Source organism: Allobosea sp. 05T438, assembly GCF_056396025.1.
Genome location: NZ_JBFTKQ010000035.1, coordinates 11,849 through 30,098, shown reverse-complemented (window position 1 = coordinate 30,098; position 18,250 = coordinate 11,849). Strand labels below are relative to the sequence as shown.

Here is an 18,250-nt window from a genome sequence, read left to right as displayed (position 1 = left end):
GGCCCCTGCGGCTGCATCGCCGGCTTCTTGGTCGGCGCGACCGCGATCGTGCCGGGCTTGGTCAGCTTGGCCTCGCCCCAGATCACGTCGACCTTGTTCTTCTTCATCAGGAACTGGACGCCGTTGTTCATCCGCACGGCGATGCCGCGCGAGCGCTTCACGATCGCCTCCAGATCCGCCTTGAACGAGCCTTCCAGGACCAGCCCGTAATCCTTGGCATGCTCGCCATAGTGCAGGATCTCGGCCGAGCGCAGCAGCGCCTTGGTCGGGATGCAGCCCCAGTTCGAGCAGATGCCGGCGAGATGCTCGCGCTCGACGATCGCGGTCCTGAAGCCGAGCTGCGCGGCCCGGATGGCGGCGATGTAGCCGCCGGGGCCGGAGCCGATGACGATGATGTCGTAGTCAGCCATGATCGTTCTCCGACCTCACACCAGCATCGCCATGGGCTTCTCGATATAGCCCTTGAACGCCTGCAGCAGCTCGGCGCCGAGCGCGCCGTCGACGGCGCGGTGGTCGGTCGAGAGCGTCACCGACATCACCGTCGCGACGGCCGGCTGGCCGCCCTTCACGATGACGCGCTGCTCGCCGGCGCCGACGGCCAGGATCGTCGCATGCGGCGGATTGACGATGGCCGCGAAGTCCTTGACCCCGAACATGCCGAGGTTCGAGACTGCCGTCGTGCCGCCCTGATACTCCTCGGGCTTCAGCTTGCGGGCCTTGGCGCGGGCCGCCATGTCCTTCATCTCGTTGGAGATCTGCGACAGCGTCTTGTGGCAGGCATCGCGGATGATCGGCGTGATCAGACCGCCCGGAATCGAGACGGCGACGCCGACATCGGCATGCTTGTGCTTGAGCATCGTGTTCTCGGTCCAGGATACGTTCGCATCCGGAACGGCCTTGAGCGCCAGCGCCAGTGCCTTGATCACCATGTCGTTGACCGAGAGCTTGTAGGCCGGCTTGCCGTCCTTCTCCGGCGCTGCAGCATTGAGCTCCGCGCGCAGCTTGAGCAGCGCGTCGAGTTCGCAATCGACGGTGACGTAGAAATGCGGGACGGTCTGCTTGGCCTCGGTCAGGCGGCGCGCGATCGTCTTGCGCATGCCGTCATGCGGAACCTCCTCATAGGAGCCCGGCTCGAACAGCTTCTTGACCTGCTCGTCGGAGGGGCCGGTGGCAAGCGGCGCGGCGGCGGGCTTGGGCGCAGCCGGAGCGGCAGAAGGTGCAGCTGCCGGGGCAGCCTTGGCTCCGCCGCCCTTCCTGGCTGCCTCGACATCCTTCTCGACGATGCGGCCATGCGGACCGGAGCCGTTGATGGCGGCAAGATCGAGCCCGGCGTCCTTGGCGATGCGGCGAGCGAGCGGGGTCGCGCGCACATCACCATCGAAGGCAGTTCCATCGGTTAGGGGCTGCTCTAGCAAAGCGGCTGCAGGCCCAGGCTTGGCCAATGCTACCGAGACGCCGTTTTCAGCCACGACGGCAGCAGCCTCCGCAACGGCGCCATGAGCTTCCCCATCCTTGTAGATCCATGCGACAGTCGATCCGACGGCAATGTCGATGCCTTCCTTGCCTGTGATGCCGCGCAAGACACCACCAGCCGGCGCATCGACTTCCATAGCCGCCTTGTCGGTCTCGATCTCAAAGAGCACGTCGCCCTTCTCGACCTTCGCCCCGTCCGCGAAGAACCATTTCGATATGCGCCCGGTCGACATATCCATGTCGACCTTCGGTAAAATGACTTCGACGGGCATGATCAGCGTACTCCCCGGACGAGATCCCGCGCTGTCTCCACGATCCGGGGAACCTGAGGAACGGCGGCCTTCTCTAGATCGGGGTTGTAGGGAATAGGTGTTTCCGCGCCGCCCAGTCGCACGATAGGCGCATCAAGGCGGTCGAAGGCCTCGCTTTCGGCGATCATCGCGCTGATCTCGGCGCCTATGCCGAGCGTTTTCACCGCCTCGTAGACGCAGAGCAGCCTGTGGGTCTTGATGACACTGGCGATGATCGTCGCATTGTCCATCGGACGAATGCTGCGCAAGTCGACGACCTCGACGTCGATCCCCTCTGCAGCCAGGATCTCAGCGGCCTCAAGCGCCTTGTGCACCATGATCGAGGTGGCGACGATGGTCAGATCCGTCCCGGCGCGACGGATCGCAGCCTTGCCTATCGGCACGGTATAATGGCCTTCGGGAACCGGCCCCTTCATCTTGTAGAGCAGCTTGTGCTCGAAGATCATCACGGGGTCGGGGTCCGCGACTGCGGCGAGCAGCATGCCCTTCGCATCGTGTGGCGTCGCCGGCTGAACGACCTTCAGACCCGGAACATGACCGAGCCAGGCTTCCAGACTCTGGCTATGCTGCGCGGCGGCGCCGGTCCCCGACCCGGCCGGGAAGCGCATGACCACCGGCACCGAGACCGCTCCGCCGAGCATGTAGCGCATCTTCGCAGCCTGATTGACGATCTGCTCCATGGCGAGCGTCGCGAAATCCGAGAACTGAAACTCGAAGATCGGCCGAAGACCCGTCACGGCTGCGCCGACTGCGACGCCAGCGCCACCGAGCTCTGATATCGGCGTGTCCATCACGCGCTCAGGCCCGAAGCGTTCGATCAGATCTCCGGTGACCTGAAAGGCTCCACCATAGACGCCAATATCCTCGCCCATCAGGACGACACGCTCGTCGGCCTCCAGCGCGATCGCCATCGCCTCCTGGATCGCCTGCGAATAGCTCAACTCCCTGACCTGGGTGTCCATCACTGTTGTTCCGTATAAACGTAATCGGCGAGGTCAATCGCCGCGGGAATGGGGCTCGCCTTCGCGAAATCGATACCCGCAGCGATCTCCACCTCCACGGTTTGGCGAACGTCCTTGAGCTCTGCCTCAGAAGCGATGCCGAACGTGATCAATTGCGCCTCGTAGCGCGCGATCGGATCGCGATTGGCCATCCAGTCCTCGATCTCGTCCTTGGTGCGATAGCGGTTCCGGTCGCTTTTGGAGTGGCCGCGATGGCGATAGGTCTTGCACTCGATCAAGCTAGGCCCCTCGCCACGGCGGGCCCTCTCCACGGCGTCATGGGAAGCTTCCGCCACCGCGGAAAGGTCGTTGCCGTCGACGATGACGCCCGGCATGGCATAGCCGGCGGCACGGTCGGCGATGTTGGGAACAGCGGTCGAGCGCTCGGTTGATGTCGACATGCCGTAACCGTTGTTCTCGCAGACGAAAACGACCGGTAACTTCCAGACCGAGGCCATGTTGAGCGCCTCATGGAAAGCGCCTTCGTTATTCGCTCCATCACCGAAGAACGAGACTGCGACCTTCCCTGTGCGCAGACGCTTGGCCGTTAGAGCGGCACCGACGGCGATCGGGATGCCGCCGCCGACGATCCCATTCGCGCCGAGATTGCCTGTAGAGACGTCGGCGATGTGCATCGAGCCACCCCGGCCGCCACAATAGCCGGTTGTCTTGCCAAAGAACTCCGCGAACATTCGCTTCACTTCGGCGCCTTTCGCGATGCAATGGCCATGGCCGCGATGCGTCGATGTAATCTGGTCATCGCGGGTCAGCGGCAGGCAGATGCCAACCGCGCTGGCCTCCTGGCCGATCGAGAGATGCATGGTGCCGTGGATCAGGCCCCGCATGTAGCTTTCTTCGGCGGCTTCCTCGAATCGGCGGATCAGATGCATGCGCCGCAGCGCGTCGAGCAGCTGTTCGCGCGGGTATTGCCGGTAAAGGAACGGCAGATTGGTTCCACCTGCCGCGGCAGGCGGGTCTTGGGGATCCGTCATGTTTCAGGCTCCTTTGCCGTAGATGAGCGCATCCTGCCGGGCGCGAAGAGCGGCGAGTTTCGAGCCTTCCGCGACCGCCGCATTCGCATAGGTCAGCATTTCTCCCTTTCGGACGGGTGCGGTGACCGTGCCGCCCTGGAGCATTCCGCAGGGTATGGCTCGCGCGGCGCGCGCCTCCTCGGCGGTCATGATCCAGGCGCGATAGGCGTACTCACCGATGGCATCGAGCCGATCGCCGGGTTTCAGATCCTTCTTGGCAAGCGCGCAGACTTCGGCAACCGGCCGAGCGAGCGGCACCATGTCCGGCTTGCCGTAGAGAACGACGCGCGCGCAGGTCAGCGGGACCTCCAGCGACGTCAGATGATAAGGCCGGTGGAAGGTGAAGTAGGGACCCTTTCCCATCTTCAGGTCTTCCATGCGCTCGGAAATGCGCGGGTGTGACATCTCCGCGACGACGAAGACGCCAGGCGCGACCCCCTTGCCGATCGAATAGTCGACGACGCCGACGCGCGAGAGTACGCCGCCGTCCTTCTCCGGAATCAAGGTCGAGGTCAGCTGGTCCAAGGTGGCGGCGGGGCCGTGCATGCCGGGCTTGTCAGGAATTAGGCCGGTCGCATTGGCGATCGCGGCCATTTCGACCATCGTCTTCGAGCCATCGACGAACTCGACGAGCATACGGACGTTCATGTGCCGGCGCGCGGCCTCCTCGGCATAGTCGTCCGGGACGGCGTCGAAATTGAGCGGATTGTTCTTGCCCTTTCCGGCTGCCACGATCGGATGCCCCATCGCGGTGACGAACTCGATCAGCTCCATGCAGGAAGAGGGCTCGTCGCCGGCGCCGAGAGAGTATGTGACGCCGAGCCGGTCTGCCTCACTCTTGAGATAGGCGCCGATGGTGACGTCCGCCTCGACATTCATCATCACGAGATGCTTGCCGTGTTCCATCGCGGCCAGCCCGATCTCGGCGCCAACCGATGGCACCCCGGTGGCGTCGATGACGACATCAATCAGGCCGCTGTTGAGGATCAACCCGGAGTCGGATGTCACCGCGACTTTACCGGCTTCCATCGCTGCGTTCAGCCCGGATTGGTCGGACGCGTCACGGTAATGACCGTCCTCCTGATAGGCGATCTCGACGGCTTTCCGTGCGGCGGGGATATTGAGGTCGCAGATGGCGCCAACCGTTACGCCCGACATATGCGCGACGCGGGTCACGATATCCGTGCCCATTTCGCCGGAACCTATTAGGCCAATGCGGATCGGGCGCCCACTTTCGGCACGTGCCAGGAGATCACGAGTCAGTCCGGTTGGTGCGACATTGCTGCCCATTGAGCTTCTCCTATTCGAATCATCGGGCTGACCAATCAGCACAGATTCGTACATTTAGTGCTTATTTAATAACAATGTTCATTTTTGGCGCATGCAAAGGCGTCCATCGTGTCATTTGCCAAAGCGCCTAGAACCGCTTCGCCGACCTGCGCCTGCGATCAGTCCACTGCGATATCGTCCAGAAAGCTCGTGCCGATCTCTGTCGCCGCTACCGAGAAGATCTCGGCGGTCGTCGCCGCGATGTCTGACAGGCTGTCGCGCATGAAGATGCCCTTGGGCTTGATACCGGGCGTCCAGACAAGGAGGGGAGTAAACTCGCGGGTGTGCTTGTCATGGCCGATCGTGGGATCGTTGCCGTGATCGCCCGTGACGATCAGCAAATCCCGCGAACTCATCATCGACATCATGTTGCCGATGCCCTCGTCGGCTAGCCGCAGACAGGCGGCATAGCGCTCGGCGCTCTCGTCATGGCCTGCCAGGTCGGTCTCCTGGATGTTGATCGCGATGAGCCCGGAGCGGACACGCGCCATCGACGCGTAGGTCGCATCGAGCACCGGCTGTGTCAGAACATGCGGCTCCTTGTGCGCGCCTTCGCATGTAATGACGTCGGCAACTTTGCCGAGAAGTTCGACCTCATAGCCCGCCTTTTTCAGGATCGTCGGGACCTGAACGTCCGGCGTGGTGCCGCGCGTCAGATGCCGCACCACGTAGTTGCTGGTGTAGAGGCCAAGCGCGACATTGTTGACGCCGCACTGCCCTGTCGGCCGGCGCTCCGTGCAACGGCGGATGTCGGCGGCGTGGAAACCGTAGCCGCCCATCGCGACGACCCGGCGCACCCGTGCCACCGAACGCAGGATCTCACCGACTTTGACGATATCCTCGTAGGCCATGTCCTCGATCGAGCCGACGCAGTGATAGGTCTGCAGCGGATCGCTCTCGAGATTGTCCCCGCAGATCATCTTGCCATCGACGAACAGGGCAGAAAGCCCATCTCCCGCCGGTTCGACATGATGCCCGGCCCGCCGCAGCGCCGCAGCGACATCGGCACTCACCGCATCGAACAGCTCTTCCGGCACGTCGGGCACGCGCGAGCCCATGATGACCTGATGGCCGAGATAAGTGTCGGCGCCCTTGTAGCCGAGATTGCACATGCCATGCACCGCGATAGGAGCAGGGTCGACCCTGAGGCCGGACCCCGGTGCGACGGTGCCGAGACCGAGACGTTCCAGGTTCGGCAGCGAAAGCCCGCCCACCGCGCTGACGACGTGTTTCAGCGTGTTGGAGCCAACATCATTGGGACGGACAAGGTGCACATCCGGAAGCGCGCCGATGCCGAGCGCGTCGAGGACGAGGATGATGACACGATCGAAGGAGGGTGTTGTGCCTGTCATGGCTGATCCCGTCGCGGCCCTTCAGGCGTTCGAGTCGCTGCGCGGCAGCAGATGGATGGTTTGTTCCTTGAAGCCGACCCCCACCTGATCGCCCTCGCGGATCCTCCACGAATCCCCGAGCGCAGACCGGACGGCCGCCAAGACCGTATCGCCAACGCGAACCCGGTATTCCGTCAGGTCGCCGAGATACTCGATCTCCTCGACACGGCCAGGAAGCCCTTCGCCCGGCTGGCCGAGGGTAATCGCCTCCGGCCGCAGAAGCGCCAGCACGTCTTTGGGGAAGGTCGCGCTTGGAACGGGAGCTTGCACGCGGGTTCCCAGAAGCTCGATCTCGACCTTCCCGTTCGGCTCGCCGACCACGCCTGCAGGCAGTGCGTTCACCTTGCCGACAAATTGGGCGACGAAGAGTGTGGCCGGACGGGCGTAGATTTCCTCCGGCGCACCGACCTGCTCGATCCGCCCGCTTTTCATGACCGCGATACGATCGGAGAGGCTCATTGCCTCGTCCTGGTCGTGGGTCACGAACAGTGCCGTCGTGCCGAGCCGCCGCTGCAGCCGGCGCAGCTCCGAGCGCACCTGCACGCGCAGTTTGGCATCAAGATTGGAGAGTGGCTCGTCAAAGAGGAGCAGGTCCGGATGCATGACAAGAGCTCGCGCCACGGCGACACGCTGCTGCTGGCCGCCAGAGAGCTGGCCGGGCAGACGTGGCCCATAGTCGTCCAATCCCACCGCAGCGAGCGCGGTAGCAACCTCGCTGCGGACAGTCGCCTCGGCGACGCGCCTTAGCCGCAACGAATAGGCGACATTTTCGAACACGCTCATATGCGGAAACAGCGCGTAGTTCTGAAAAACGAGGCCGATTCGGCGGTGATGGGCCGGCAGCCGCGCGATCGAGCGGGAGTCGAGCAGGATCTCGCCGGATTCGAAATCTTCTAAGCCTGCGAGGGTTCGCAGCACGGTGGTCTTGCCGCAACCCGACGGGCCCAACAGGGTGACGAACTCGCCAGGTGCGAGATCGAGGTTGAAATCCGTCACGACCGGCAGACGCCGCCCGCGGCCAAGCGGGTAAGATTTGTCGAGATTGCGGATTGCGAGGGCCTTGGCGAGTGTCTGTTGCATATCGGTATTCCTAGCGTGCTTCGCGCCAGTCGCTGCCGAGCAGCCGTGGCACACCGTGAATCACCGCAAGCACCATCAGGACGACGATGACGCTGAGAGCGGCGGCCTCGCCGAGGTCACCGCGATCCATCTGCGAGAGGATCGTCGGTGTAACCAGAGACCAATGGGGTGAGACCACGAAGATGACGGCGCTGAGCGTGGTGACGCTGCGCGTGAAGGAGAAGATCATGCCGGCGAGCAGCGCCGGCTGTACGATGGGCAGCAGAATCCGCCACAGCGTCTGGCCCGAGGTCGCCCCCATGGTGGTGGAGGCCTCGTCCAACGTCCGATTGATCTGGTTCAGCGCCGCCACGCCGGAACGGATGCCATACGGCAGCGAGCGCACGACGAAGGCGGCGATGATGATCGCGGCCGTGCCGGTCAGCATCAAGGGCGGAGCGTTGAAGGCCAGTCCGAAGGCCAGGCCGATGACCGTCCCGGGAATGGCCAGCGGCAAATTGGCCACGAAATCGAGAAGCGATTGGCCTGGCGCACGCGTGCGGGCCACGACCCAGGCGATCAGCAGGCCGATCGTCACGGACAGGAAGGACGCGACGAGCCCTAGCAGCAGCGTGTCCATGAGCGCGCCGCGCGACTTGGTCAGTGCAGCGACGAAATGTTTCGTTGTGAAGCTGTAGTTGATCCCGAATAGCTGGGTAAATGCGCCAGCCAGGATTGTCGCGTATTGCAGGCAGATCACGAGGGTGATCACACCGACAAAAACGAGCGCAGCGAACTGAACACCCCGATGGCGCACTTCGCGATGCCGGCTGGAGCCCTTGGCGCCGACCGATGAGAAGGACATCCGCGCCGTCAGCGCCTTGTGCGCAAAGAACATCACCACAGCGGGCAAAAGCAGCAGCACTGCCAGCGCCGCCCCTTTCGGAATATCGTACATGCCAATGATGGTCTGATAGATCTGAGACGACAGGACCGGGAAATCGCCACCAAGCAGGAGAGGGTTTCCAAGGTCCGCGAAGGAGTAGCTGAACATCAGCAGCATCGACCCTGCCAGACCCGGCACGAGGAGAGGCAGGCTGACCGTTCGCAGCACGTTCCAGCCATTCGCCCCCATGGTCGAGGCAGCCTCCTCCAGCGAGGCATCGAGCCCCCGGAAAAGATTCAGCATCAGCAGATAGGCGAACGGAAAATATGAGATCAGTTGCGCGACGACGAGGCCCGTAAATCCGTAGAGCCCGGTTGTCTGCACGCCCAACAATTCATGCGTTATCAGGCCGCGGCGGCCGTAAAGCATGATCAGGGCAAGTGCCATCAGAATAGGCGGCGAGATCGTCGGTAGCAACGCGAAGAAGTGCCAGATCTTCTTGCCGGGTATGGCAACGCGGGCGATGGTATAGGCATAGAGCGTCGCGAGAACCGTGCCGAGCACCGCGACGGTTGCGCCGAGCAGCAGTGTGTTCCAGAAAACCTTGCGATTATAGGGATCGGCGACGGTTCCCGTCAGCGAAGCCAGGGAGAAGCGCCCATCGGTCGTGAATGCCCGGGCCAGCAGGTCGAGCATGGGATAGGCTGTGAAGATGAAGACGAAGACTGCCACGCCGGGAAAGACCCAATAAAGGGTCCAATCCCGACGTTGCGTTCCCTCCGCCATGCCCGCAGGCGCAACGGACGTCATTGGCTCACTTGCGCCCCGCGAGGATATCGTTCTGGAAGCGCGCGATGATCGTCTTGCGCGTTTCCGAATTACCGGCCCAGTCGAAATCGAAGTCGATCAGCTTGGCGCTGGCGAACGGCTTCACGAGATCATGGACCTTGGCCTTGGAGTTGGTCGGCATGTCGAAATATTCCGACGCAGCCAGGATCTCCTGCGAGGCGGGTGTCACCGCCCAGTCGAGGAATGCCTTGGCGGCTTCCGCTTCCGGCGCATCCTTGAGCATGACGGCGCAGAACAGATCGTAACCCGTGCCCTCGCTCGGTAGTGTCATCTCCAGCGGGAAGCCCTTGTGCATGCTGCCGAGGATATCGTGCGCGAAAAGAATGCCGACGCCGACTTCGCCACGGCCGACAAGCTGGGTCGGACCAATTCCCGAACGGGTGTATTGCGAAACGTTGGTATTGAAGCGCTTGATATAATCCCAGCCCTTTTCCTGGCCCATCAATTGAAGGACGGTCGCCAGGAAGGTGTAGCCGGTGCCGGACGTCGCGGGGCTGCCGATGCAGATCTGCCCGGCGAATTCCGGCTTGGTCAGGTCCTCCCAACTGGTCGGCGCCTTGAGGCCCTTCTCCTTGAGAAAAGTCTTATTCGAGGCGATGCCAATGAAATCGACGTCGATGCCGGTCCAGTAGCCCTCCGGATCGACGTGCTTCGCCGGGATGTCCGTGACGCCCTTCGGCTTGTAGGGCTGCAGCAACCCCTCGCTCTTCAATGTCATCATCGAGGGCAAGCCGATGCCGTAAAGCACGCTGGCCTGCGGGCGCGCGCGCTCGGCACGGATCCGGTTCACGGCCTCTCCCGCGGATAGGCGGAGGAAAGTGGTCGAGATGCCCGAGCTACTCTCGAAATCCTTTGCCAACGCCGCGCATGTCGGCTCAGGCGGCCCCATATAGGCGGTCAATTTCTTAACCTGCCCCTGGGCGGCGAAAGCGGGGAGCAGGGTCGTGCCTAAAAGGCCGCCCGCGAACCGCCGGCGATTCAATTTCATCAGATTCCCTCCTTGAACATTATTGTTGCGCAAGGAATATTTGTTCAGTCACTTATTTGTCAAGCAGCCTCAGCCTTAAGCACTGGTTGGTCCCGTCAGCTGGGGGGGGGGCGTGCACCTCACTTTCCAGCAAACTAAGCACTTAGAAATCCATGGCGGGCGTCCCTAATAATCAAGCCCGAACTTCAGCGCCCAGCGCCTAACCGTCTTGGAGGAAACGGCAAATGCCGCGCTCCAGCAGCATCTCCTCGACCAGTCGAAGGCTCAGCGGGAAGCGGAAGTACAGCCACACCACATGGGCGATGATCGCGGGCGGGAAACGATGGCGCTTGTAGGTACGCAGGGCAGGCTTATGCGAACCCACCTGCAAGGCTGGTGCTAGGCCGAAGTTAACGTGACAATGCCGTCGACGGGTTCTATGCGGTCAACGTGAAGGTATTCCGGATGCTTCCGTCGGGCACGGTAATCAAATGGTATGTCAAAGACTAGCCCGATCTCGCCACATCAAAGACCGCAGTGGCGCTTTATACGAAAGCTATTGAAGATCAAACTAGTGCACTCATCGATCATATTCGGCAAGCGCAACTGGCAGTGATTGTATGACCACGTTTCCTGCGGCTGGCAAACCGGCAAGAACGGCGCTCACTATTTCATTCCGGCTAGCGCCATGGCCTTTCGCCTGGGCAACGTGAAAAGGCAGGCCGCTGTCCAAGCGTGTGGCTGCTAGGATGCCAATGTAAACGAGCGCCTCTGTTTTCGCATCTAAAGCCGATGCCGTTCCAAGTTTCTCGACAGCTTCAAGCCACGCCTTCTGATGATCAGGCGCGTCGGTGAAGAATGTCTGAAACGCATTACTTACGCGTGAACTGGCCGTCATTGCCACCCCCCCACCCCGATTTGAATCTGTTCAATAATATCAATTTGACGCCATTTCTGCTGCGAACGGTTTATGGCAATCGGTGCATCGTCAGCAACCGGTGCAACCGTGACTTTCAGCGTGTATCGTTGGAGCGCCCTCCACGCCAGCGGTAGCCGCTGTAAGAAGGCATGCGCGACTGGTAGACGGCCACAGGCGTGTGTTTTGGAGTGCACCCCTGCGGGTAGACAGGATCAAGCTGCGGATTTGACCGTGAGGCGGGCGTGTTGATCCTCGAACTGCTGCGGGCTGAGATAACCGAGCGCGGAGTGCCGTCGGTCTGCATTGTAGGCCTGATCGATGAAGCGCGGAAGGTCGGAGAAGGCGCTTGCTGGCCATAATGCCGGAAGCAAGAGCTTCAAAGTGCACCTCGACGGCTATAATCAGGTGGAATACCTCTCTGGAAAGAGCCCGAAGACCGCGCGCAAGGAGTTCTTCTACTTCAGCGACGACGGAGACTTGCTCGCACTGCGCTATGAGCACATCAAGATCCATTTTATGATCCAGGAAGCGACCGGCATCGACGTCTGGCGCCGTCCCTTTACGACCCTGCGGGCACCGATCTTTTTCGATCTCAGCATCGACCCCGGCGAGCGCGCCCAGGAAGGCATGGGATACAACGACTGGTGGTATCGAAGGGCGTTCATCGCGGTTCCGGCGCAGAATATCATTGCGCAGACCCTGGCGTCGTTCAAGGACTTCCCACCCCGGCAGAGCCCCACGAGCTTCACCGTGGATCAAGCCATGGAGGCGTTGACGCAGACGTCGGCTGGAAGCAAATAGAGCCGACTGAACCGACAGTTCACCGCATGGCAACTGGCTCGGCTGGGCTGACAGGCCTCACAATCCCCCGAAGGCCGTTGCGAGGCGTGAGGCTCATTTCAGTGTCGCAGACGGAGCCAGAAATCAGCTGACGCTGCGGGGGACGTTACGGGCCGGTTCGTTGCCTTACCGTTCGCACGATCGGGCTAGCCCCCGAGCGGACATTGCAGGTGGCCGCTTTGGGCCAAACTTCGATCGCCGCCCCTATGGCGGCGAATGACTGGGAGCTTAGGTTCGGCGGCACGCTCAGTTTCTGCCGATCCGCGCCCCATTTCCGGACATTGGCTGGCCTCCAGGAAGCGGACGTTAGCATCACCACGCTGAGCGTTCGCTTTCGCCCCGCAAATGGGGAAAGAGCGGGTTCAAATCTGTGGCCGGGCGAGACTGGATATCCAGTCGGAAATCTTTTCACTGGCCGAGCGGCTTTGCCAATCCGAGAAGGTGTAAGGCTTCGAGGCTGCTGCATCCTTGTCGAACAGAGCGGTTTGAAGGGGATCGGGCCATTCTTATTTGAGGAACTGCGCCCCTCGGCATGTGTTCATGGCCCAAGGAGGATACGCCATGAATGCACTGACTTTAGCTCTGCTCTTCGCAGCCGCGATCGCCGCGACAGCCTGTAGCACGACCGAGCAGCGCGTCGGCGGAGCCGCGGTCGGAGCCGGCACCGGCGCCGCAGTGGGCGGCCCGGTTGGCGCGGTTGTCGGCGGAGCAGCAGGTGCTGTTACAGCGCCAACGGTCGTGCGGGAGACGCGGCGGGCGACACGCTGAACCAAATTGCCTCTTGCATCGCCGCACTTGACTATGTCTCGGAAGACAAGGACGCCCCCTACTCTGGCGGCGGAACGATCCCGCGAAGCGCGTTAAAGAATTTGGACCTACATGAGATCGGGCGCAGGTCGAAATCGCTGCAGTTTGAACCAGGCATCCGGCAGCCCAGCTTGCTCGATCATCAGCCGTCCGAGGCCTACCTTGTCGTCTGGTGCCTGCCTGTACCAAGCCTCCAGCCGATCAACATTCGCCGTGATACCGATCGCCTCGGCTTTTTTTTCAGCATCGCGCCTGACTGCTGAGTCGGGCAGAACGGCACGAAGAAAGAGCAAATGCCTCGATAGATCAGAAGTTACATGGTCGGAGCTCGTTAACATCCTGTCCGCAAGCGGACCTCCAGAATGCTGTTACAGCACAGGTCCTAGTGAGTTTCGGGGCCGGCAATTGGCGAACTCGCCTAAGCGCTTGGGCATGGCCCGACCAAAAGTCGGCCGGGCCATCGATCTCCCATTCGTCAGAACATGTGGAAAGGCGGCTTGGCATCGTCCGGCAGGAGCGCCTTGTAGGGCGTCCGGACCAGACGCTCCTGGAAGTCGGCCTTAGCTTGTTCCAACAGCCCCGGTTCGACGAGCACGTCCACGGCGACGCCCGCCATGACCTTCGCGACGTGAACCATGCCCTTGTGCGCCAAGGGTGACTGGCCATGAGCCGTCAACTGCCAGGAATGGCCCGGCGTCCCAATCGTATAGGTCGCACCGCGCGCCTGGACTGTTGGCACTGCCCAGGAGACGTCACCGACATCGGTCGAGCCCATCATCCGCGGTCCCGGCACCTCCTTAGGCGCGATCGCGTTGCAGAGCGGGAAATCGGTCACCGGCAAACCCGAGCGGCGGAAAGCGCTTTCGATATGTGCAGGCGTCACGGTCTTCTGCATGCGCCGGGCGAAGGCGACGTCGTCCCCATCGAACGGAGGCGGACCGAGGCGATCGAAATTGCGCTGCATGGCCTCTTCGAGAGGTGTGTTCGCCAGCAGGTTGCTCATCGCGCTGACGACCTCATTGGTGACAGTGGTCTCGGTCATCAGCGCCGCGCCTTCGGCGATTTTCCGAACGCGGGCAAGGAGCTCGTGCACCTGGGAGACCATCGTCGCGCGCACGACGTAGCGCAGCCTGGCCTTGGCCTGCACGACGTTCGGCGCAATGCCGCCGGCATCAAGATAGGCGTAGTGAATGCGGGCATCGGATGGCATGTGCTCGCGCATGTAGTTGACACCGATATTCATCAGCTCGGCGGCGTCGAGTGCTGAACGGCCGAGGTGCGGCGCTGCGGCGGCGTGGCTGGCGCGACCGGAGAACTCGAAGTCGATCGTTGTATTGGCGAGCGACATGGCCGCGGTCACCGCTGCGAAATCCGCCGGATGCCATGAAATCGCGATGTCGACATCCTTGAAGGCGCCTTCCTTGACCATGAACGCCTTGCCAGCCCCGCCTTCCTCCGCCGGGCAGCCATAGTAGCGGACACGGCCCTTGAGCCCACGCTCCGCAAGGAAATCCTTGACGGCCGCGGCCGCCAGCATGGCACCGGCTCCCAGCAGGTTATGGCCGCAGCCATGACCGGCCGGCTGGTTCGGAAGCGGCTGGTGCTCGGAGACGCCGGGAGCCTGCGACAGCTCCGGCAGCGCATCGTATTCGCCGAGGATGGCGATCACCGGGCCATCTTCTCCCGCCTCGCCCATGACGGCGGTCGGCAATCCGGCGATGCCTGTCTCCACGCGAAATCCCTCGCGCTGAAGCTGCTCGGCATGGGCCGCGGCCGACTTGACCTCCCGGTAGTTGAGCTCGGGCATTTCAAAGACGCGGTCGCTCAGCTCGATGTAGTCCGCCTGCTTTGAATCGACGATCGTCCAAATCTTATCGGCATTCTGCACAGTCTTCTCCCGAGATGCATCCGCGCCCGCATGGGCCGCTGAAGGCCGTCGTCAGCCGCGTTGCTCCGGCGTCGGCTGCCTCAGCCGCGAGAAGCTACTACAAGGCGGGCGGCAGAACGGCCGAATTTTGCTCCGAAGAATGGGCGAATGTTGCAGGCCGATCGCGTTTACGCGCGCCCTCCGAAACTCGGGAAGCTTGCCATTATCCGCTCCCGCGTTCAGGGCTTCCCTTGCGCCAAAAGCGGAAATTGGCTGCCTGCCTGATAGCGGACCTTCATTGCCAGCACGTGTTCAACCACGCACATCCTCCCGTCGCAGATATGCGGGACGCCTAACGCTACGGAGATTGAAAGCGGACGAGCTCGCCGAGATAGGGCTTCGCGATCGGAGAAGCATAGCCGCCGCTGCGGCTCGTCGACAGCCGCAGGTCGATGAGGCCTTCCAGGATTTTGACGCCACAGGCCACCCCGTCCACGATCGGCACGCCGAGTTCGCGGGCCAGTGGGTCTACGAGATCGGCCATGCCGGCGCAGCCGAGAACGATGCAGTCGGCCTTGTCTTCGGCGATGGCCAGCCGGCACTCGGCCAGGATAACCGAGGCTGCATCTTTCCCCTCGGTCTCCAGGTCGAGCACCGCGAGCTCGGTGGTGCGCACACTGCGGCAAGCGTGGTCCATGCCGTAGGCGCGCACGAGATGCTCGAGGATGATCCGGCTGCGATGCTGCGTTGCCACGATCGAGAAGCCGCCGCTGATGAAGGAGGCCATGTGCATGGCCGCCTCCGCAATGCCGACGACCGGGCCATTCGCGATCTCGCGGGCGGCGCGCAGGCCCGGGTCGTCGAAGCAGGCGATCAGGTAGCCTTCATAGCCTTCGGCCGCGCCCTTGCGCACCTCGTCGAGGACGCCGAGAGCGCTGATCGCCTCGTCGTAGTGCCCTTCGATCGAGACCGGCCCCATGGCCGGGCTGACCGCGAGGATCTCCGTGCCCGGCCGCGCAACTGCCAAGGCCGCCTCGCCGATCTTGCGGGTCATCGACAGCGTCGTGTTGGGATTGATGACCTTGAGCTTCATCCTCATGCCTCTCTTCTGCGGCGCGACTGCGGGGCACCGCCCTGCAGTCATCCTGCCCTTACTCGGCGGTGATCAGGGCGTAGTTCTTCGGCTGCCGGTGCTGGGCGAAGTTGAAGATGTTGTCGCGGATCTCCCGGCAGCGCTCGAAATCCGCGACCGCCGTGATGACCTCGTCCTCCAGTGTCGTTGTCAGGGCAGCGAGTTCCCCCGTGGGCGCGACGATGCAGGAATGGCCGAGCAGCATGCAGCCCTCCTCGACACCGGTCTTGCCGGCGGCGGCAGTCCAGGCGCCGTTCTGATAGGCGCCGGCCTGCATCGAAAGCAGATGGTGGAAAGAGCTTAGATGGTCGTGCTGCGGCACGGGCGGGTTGTGCAGCGGCGTGTTGTAGCCGCCGCAGATCAGCTCGGCGCCCTTCAGACCCATCACGCGCCAGGTCTCGGGCCAGCGCCGGTCATTGCAGATGAACATGCCGAGCTTGAAACCCTCGACTTCATAGACCGGGAAGCCGAGGTCGCCCGGCTCGAAATAGCGCTTCTCCAGATGCTGGAACGGCCGGTAGGCCTCGTAGTCCTTGTGGCCGGGGAGATGGACCTTGCGATACTTGCCGACGATGCGGCCGGCCTTGTCGACGGCGATCGCCGTGTTGAAGCGGCGCTTGACCCCGCCCTCGACCACGAGTTCCGCGAAGCCGATATTGAAGCCGATGCCGAGTTGCGCCGCAGCCTCGAACAAGGGTCGTGTCGACGGACCCGGCATCTGCGTCTCGTAGAAGGAATCGAGTTCGGCCTCGTCCTCCAGCAGCCAGCGCGGAAAGAATGTGGTGAAGGCGAGCTCGGGGAAAACGACGAATTCCGCGTTTCGCGCCGCCGCCTGCTTCAGCATGTCGATGAGCCGCGCCACAACGCGCTCCCTGCTGTCGCTGCGTTGGACCGGCCCCTGCTGGGCGACCGCGAGGATGATCTTGCCTGGCACTGTCCTGCCTCCTTGTCCGATGGTTTCCGTTTCAGCGCAGGGCGGCGTTGCCGCGTGGCCGGTAGCGCGCACGCTTGAGGAAGCGGCCCTCGCCGGGTTCGCCGACGTAATCGCGATTCTCGACGACCGTCTTGCCGCGCAGCAGCACCATGCGCGGCAGGCCCTTCACGCTGCGCCCCTCATAGGAGGAGTAGTCCATGGCGTTGTGCATGGCTGATTGCGTGATCGTCATTTCGGCTTCGGGATCCCAGATCACGATGTCGGCGTCGGAGCCGACGGCGATGGTGCCCTTCTGCGGGAACAGGCCGAAGATCTGGGCCGGACGGGTCGCGACGAGGTCGACGAATTCGGTGAGGCCGATCCGCCCCTCATTGACGCCTTGATAGACCAACATCATCCGCTCCTCGACGCCGGGAGCGCCGTTCGGAATCTGGCGGAAATCGTCCTTGCCGAGGACCTTGTGGCGGCCGAACGACCAGGAGCAGTGATCGGAGGAGACGGTCTCCAAAACCCGATCGGCCAGCGCGTCCCAGAGCAGCTCCTGATCGGCCTTGGTTCGGGCGGGCGGCGTGAAGACGAATTTGGCGCCCTCGAAGCCCGGCCGGTCGAGATCGTCCTTGGTGAGGTAGAGATATTGCGTGCAGGTCTCGGCGATGGCGTCTACGCCGCGCCGCCTGGCCCGCAGCAATTCGTCGAGCGCCTCTGCGCAGGTCAGATGAACAATGTAGATCGAAGTGCCGACGATCTCGGCCAGCGCGATGGCGCGCGCCGTCGCCTCGGCCTCGACGCGGGGCGGCCGGCTCAGCGCATGGTAGAGCGGCGCGGTCTTGCCTTCCGCGACGAATTTGTCGCGCAGATAATCGGCCGCGTCGCCGTTCTCGGCATGGACCATGACCAGCGCGCCGCTCTGCTTGGCCTGTTCGAGCGCCTTGAGCAGGACGGTATCGTCGATCATGACCTCACCGCGATAGGCCATGAACAGCTTGAAGGAGGGAATGCCCTTCTCGGGCAGGGTCGCGAGTTCCGCGAAAACCGCCTCGTTCATGTCGGTGACAATGATGTGGTAGCCATAGTCAACCGCCGCCTTGCCGGCCGCCTTGGCATCCCAATGGGCGATCGCGTCGGCGAGGCTGCCGCCCCGCTTCTGCGCACAGAAGTCTATGATCGTCGTCGTCCCACCGCAGGCCGCCGCGATCGTGCCCGAGCGGAAATCATCGGCGGAGCGCCGCTCCCCCTCCCCTGCATCGATATGGGTGTGCACGTCGATGCCGCCCGGCATGACGTAGCAGCCGGCGGCGTCGATCTCCCGCGCTGCTTTCGGGAAGCTGCCGCCGATCTGCACGATCTTGCCGTCGGCGATGCCGATATCGGCCTTCGAGAGCCCGGCCGTGCTGACGACCGTTCCGTTGCGGATGATCACATCCATCGCGTCGCTTCCCTTTCTCATCTGTTGT

General features: G+C 62.8%; 15 protein-coding genes and 2 pseudogenes. 2 read left to right on the top strand and 15 right to left on the bottom strand.

The genetic code is table 11. From position 1 onward, the window contains the following. The 11 genes and pseudogenes from AC1DIN_RS29065 to AC1DIN_RS29015 form a co-directional block, all read right to left on the bottom strand. A partial coding sequence (locus AC1DIN_RS29065; protein ID WP_476810422.1) for an FAD-dependent oxidoreductase occupies positions 1–410 on the bottom strand: 410 nt, incomplete at its 3' end. A 15-nt stretch (positions 411–425) separates the two neighbouring features. Continuing rightward, positions 426–1,745, bottom strand: coding sequence for a pyruvate dehydrogenase complex dihydrolipoamide acetyltransferase (locus AC1DIN_RS29060; RefSeq protein ID WP_476812261.1), 1,320 nt, complete (start codon positions 1,743–1,745; stop codon positions 426–428). A gap of 2 nt (positions 1,746–1,747) precedes the next feature. Next, on the bottom strand, positions 1,748–2,746 hold the full coding sequence (locus AC1DIN_RS29055; protein ID WP_476765765.1) for an alpha-ketoacid dehydrogenase subunit beta: 999 nt from the start codon (positions 2,744–2,746) through the stop codon (positions 1,748–1,750). Beyond that, positions 2,746–3,777 carry a thiamine pyrophosphate-dependent dehydrogenase E1 component subunit alpha gene (locus AC1DIN_RS29050; protein ID WP_476812260.1) on the bottom strand — a complete coding sequence of 344 codons (1,032 nt, stop codon included), beginning with the start codon at positions 3,775–3,777 and terminating at the stop codon, positions 2,746–2,748. The genes AC1DIN_RS29055 and AC1DIN_RS29050 overlap by 1 nt, the downstream gene beginning before the upstream one ends. Before the next feature lie 3 nt (positions 3,778–3,780). Further along, the gene (locus AC1DIN_RS29045) at positions 3,781–5,106 is read right to left on the bottom strand and encodes an NAD(P)H-dependent oxidoreductase (protein ID WP_476812259.1); all 1,326 of its coding nucleotides are present in this window, start codon (positions 5,104–5,106) and stop codon (positions 3,781–3,783) included. A gap of 158 nt (positions 5,107–5,264) precedes the next feature. Then, the gene (locus AC1DIN_RS29040; RefSeq protein ID WP_476812258.1) at positions 5,265–6,497 is read right to left on the bottom strand and encodes a phosphopentomutase; all 1,233 of its coding nucleotides are present in this window, start codon (positions 6,495–6,497) and stop codon (positions 5,265–5,267) included. A 21-nt stretch (positions 6,498–6,518) separates the two neighbouring features. Next, entirely contained in the window at positions 6,519–7,532 is a 1,014-nt protein-coding gene (locus AC1DIN_RS29035; RefSeq protein ID WP_476812257.1) for an ABC transporter ATP-binding protein, read from the bottom strand. A gap of 94 nt (positions 7,533–7,626) precedes the next feature. Beyond that, on the bottom strand, positions 7,627–9,213 hold the full coding sequence (locus tag AC1DIN_RS29030) for an ABC transporter permease (RefSeq protein WP_476812256.1): 1,587 nt from the start codon (positions 9,211–9,213) through the stop codon (positions 7,627–7,629). Positions 9,214–9,295: 82 nt separating this feature from the next. Beyond that, positions 9,296–10,219 (bottom strand): ABC transporter substrate-binding protein, encoded by a 924-nt coding sequence (locus tag AC1DIN_RS29025; RefSeq protein ID WP_441473695.1) that lies wholly within the window; start codon positions 10,217–10,219, stop codon positions 9,296–9,298. Between the two features lie 267 nt (positions 10,220–10,486). After that, positions 10,487–10,661 (bottom strand): annotated as a pseudogene (locus AC1DIN_RS29020) (IS6 family transposase); the annotation flags it as partial. A 216-nt stretch (positions 10,662–10,877) separates the two neighbouring features. Beyond that, on the bottom strand, positions 10,878–11,195 hold the full coding sequence (locus AC1DIN_RS29015) for a carboxymuconolactone decarboxylase family protein (RefSeq protein WP_476812255.1): 318 nt from the start codon (positions 11,193–11,195) through the stop codon (positions 10,878–10,880). A 339-nt stretch (positions 11,196–11,534) separates the two neighbouring features. Here AC1DIN_RS29015 and AC1DIN_RS29010 point away from each other — a divergent pair, with 339 nt between their 5' ends. Continuing rightward, on the top strand, positions 11,535–12,017 hold the full coding sequence (locus AC1DIN_RS29010; RefSeq protein ID WP_476812254.1) for a hypothetical protein: 483 nt from the start codon (positions 11,535–11,537) through the stop codon (positions 12,015–12,017). A gap of 600 nt (positions 12,018–12,617) precedes the next feature. Next, complete coding sequence (locus AC1DIN_RS29005; RefSeq protein ID WP_441473683.1) at positions 12,618–12,824, top strand: hypothetical protein; 207 nt, start codon at positions 12,618–12,620, stop codon at positions 12,822–12,824. 514 nt (positions 12,825–13,338) lie between these two features. Here AC1DIN_RS29005 and AC1DIN_RS29000 read toward each other — a convergent pair. From AC1DIN_RS29000 to hydA, 4 genes and pseudogenes are all read right to left on the bottom strand, one after another. Beyond that, entirely contained in the window at positions 13,339–14,751 is a 1,413-nt protein-coding gene (locus AC1DIN_RS29000; protein ID WP_476812253.1) for a M20 family metallopeptidase, read from the bottom strand. Positions 14,752–15,088: 337 nt separating this feature from the next. After that, positions 15,089–15,829 carry an aspartate/glutamate racemase family protein gene (locus AC1DIN_RS28995; RefSeq protein ID WP_441473681.1) on the bottom strand — a complete coding sequence of 247 codons (741 nt, stop codon included), beginning with the start codon at positions 15,827–15,829 and terminating at the stop codon, positions 15,089–15,091. 52 nt (positions 15,830–15,881) lie between these two features. Continuing rightward, on the bottom strand, positions 15,882–16,796 hold the full coding sequence (locus AC1DIN_RS28990; protein ID WP_476812252.1) for an N-carbamoyl-D-amino-acid hydrolase: 915 nt from the start codon (positions 16,794–16,796) through the stop codon (positions 15,882–15,884). A 31-nt stretch (positions 16,797–16,827) separates the two neighbouring features. Continuing rightward, positions 16,828–18,249: pseudogene (gene hydA / locus AC1DIN_RS28985) on the bottom strand (dihydropyrimidinase); the annotation flags it as partial. Position 18,250: the final 1 nt, after the last annotated feature.